Raw genomic sequence first — 2,229 nt, 5'->3', positions numbered from 1 at the left:
GCCCGGTGCCCCGGCTGCCCGCCCCGCGTCGCCCCCGCGCGGACGGCGACGAGCCCGTCGGCACGGTCTACCGGCCGCCCGCGGTGTCCGCCCGGCCCCCGGTCGACCTCGACAACGGCCTGCTCGGCTTCTCGCGGCTGACCCGCGGCCGGGTCGGGGCCCGGGTGTTCACGATCGTCTTCGTCCTGATCTACCTGGTGATCCTCGTCCAGACGCTGTCCACCATCGTCTGAGGCAGCGCGTCCGCTGTCGGTCGCCCGGTCTAGCCTGAAGATCCGCACGCCGTGCCGGGTGAGGAGGAGGTGAGCCGCGATCACGACCCCGTCGTCGACGTCGCACCGCCTGACGTCGGTCCTCGCGATCCCCGCCTTCCGCAGGCTCTGGTCGGTCACCGCGGTCACCGCGACCGGCGAGTGGCTGGCGCTGCTGGCGCTCACGTCGCTGGCCACCCACCTCACCGCGGGCGCCGGGTTCACCGCGCAGAGCTTCGCGCTCGGGGGCGTCGTCGCGACCAAACTGGTGCCGTCGCTGCTGTTCGGGCCGCTCGCCGGGGTGCTCGCCGACCGCTTCGACCGGCGCAAGGTCATGGTGACCTGTGACCTCACGAAGTTCGTGCTGCTGCTGTCGATCCCGTTCGTCGGGCAGCTGTGGTGGCTGCTGGTCGTGACCCTGCTCCTCGAGCTGTGCACCATGTTCTGGATCCCGGCGAAGGACGCGGCGGTCCCGAACCTGCTGCGCAGCCCGGCCCAGATGGAGAGTGCGGCGCAGCTGAGCCTGCTGGTGACCTACGGCGTCGCCGTCGTCGGGGGTGCGGGGCTCTTCGCGCTGGTCAGCAAGGTCGGCCCGCTGTTCGGCGCGGACCAGGCGACCACCGTCTACGCGGCGCTGTGCGTCAACGGGTTCGCGTTCCTGGTCTCGGCGCTGGTCGTGTACTTCGCGATCCCGGAGATCTCCGGCCGGGCCACCGAGGCCGAGCGGCGGCACGCCCCGCCGTCGATGCTGTTCCTGCTGCGCGACGGCTACACCTTCGTCGTCCGCACCCCCCTCGTGCGCGGGCTGGTCGTCGGGATCATCGGCGCGTTCACCGCGGGCGGCGCCGTGATCGCGACGGCCAAGCTCTACGCGTCGAGCCTCGGCGGCGGGGATGCGGCGTACTCGATCCTGTTCGCGTCGGTGTTCGCCGGTCTCGCCGCGGGCATGGCCGTCGGTCCGGTGCTGGCCCGGCGGGTGCCGCACCGGCGGCTGTTCGGCAGCGCGATCATCGGGGCCGGGGGGTCGTTGGTCGTCGTGGCGGTGGCGGTGCACCTGTTCATGGCGATCGCCGCGGTGCTGTGCGTGGGTGCGTTCGCCGGGGTCGCGTTCCTGACCGGGCTCACGGTCATCGGCACCGAGGTCGCCGACGGGATCCGTGGTCGGGTCAACGCGTTCGTCCAGTCCCTGGTGCGGCTGGTGCTGCTGGGGGCGATGTCGGTGGTGCCGGTCGTCGTCGGCGTCGTGGCGACGCGGACGGTGACCGTGGGCGACACCGCGCTGCTGGTCGACGGCACACGGTTCGTCCTCGCCGGCGGGGGCGTCCTGGCGGCGGTGGTCGGCGTCGTCGCGCGCCGGCAGATGACGGAGGAGGGGGCGTCGTGAGCGTGTGGGACGACGTGGTGGGCCAGCCCGCCGCCGTCGCCGAGCTGGACGGGGCGGCGTCGGACCCGACGGCGATGACCCACGCCTGGCTGTTCACCGGCCCGCCCGGCTCCGGCCGGTCGAACGCCGCACGCGCCTTCGCGGCCGCGCTGCAGTGCCGCTACCACGGCTGCGGCGAGTGCGCGGCCTGCCGGACCGTCATGGCGGGCACCCACTCCGACGTCCGCGAGATCGTCCCCGAGGGGCTGTCCATCTCGGTCGCCGAGATGCGCTCGCTCGTCCAGCTCGCCGCCCGGAAGCCCGCCACCGGGACCTGGCAGATCGTGATCATCGCCGACGCCGACCGGCTCACCGAGGGCGCGTCGAACGCGCTGCTCAAGGCGGTCGAGGAGCCGGCGCCCGAGACGGTGTTCCTGCTGTGCGCGCCGTCGGACCACCCCGACGACGTGCCCGTCACCATCCGGTCGCGCTGCCGGATGGTGCACCTGCGCAGTCCGGCGCCCGAGGCCGTCGCCGGGGTGCTGCGCGACCGCGACGGCATCGACCCGGACCAGGCGCAGTGGGCGGCGTCGGTGTGCGGCGGCCACGTCGGCC

The 2,229-nt window shown here is 73.8% G+C and carries 3 protein-coding genes; all 3 read left to right on the top strand.

Annotation, left to right across the window (positions count from 1 at the left end):
* Positions 1 to 233, top strand: a 233-nt coding sequence (locus GTW08_RS22330; protein WP_161152469.1) for a hypothetical protein, incomplete at its 5' end; no start/stop codon positions are given.
* Positions 234 to 312: 79 nt separating this feature from the next.
* A complete protein-coding gene (locus GTW08_RS22325; RefSeq protein ID WP_083658693.1) occupies positions 313 to 1,635 on the top strand; it encodes an MFS transporter in 1,323 nt (440 codons plus the stop codon).
* A gap of 14 nt (positions 1,636 to 1,649) precedes the next feature.
* On the top strand, positions 1,650 to 2,229 hold a 580-nt coding region (locus GTW08_RS22320; RefSeq protein ID WP_346009954.1), incomplete at its 3' end, for a DNA polymerase III subunit delta'.

The sequence above is a fragment of the Pseudonocardia sp. SID8383 genome (genome assembly GCF_009864975.1).
Lineage (GTDB): Bacteria > Actinomycetota > Actinomycetes > Mycobacteriales > Pseudonocardiaceae > Pseudonocardia > Pseudonocardia alni.
Note: the sequence above shows the minus strand (reverse complement) of the source record. Positions and strands in the feature narration are given on the sequence as shown.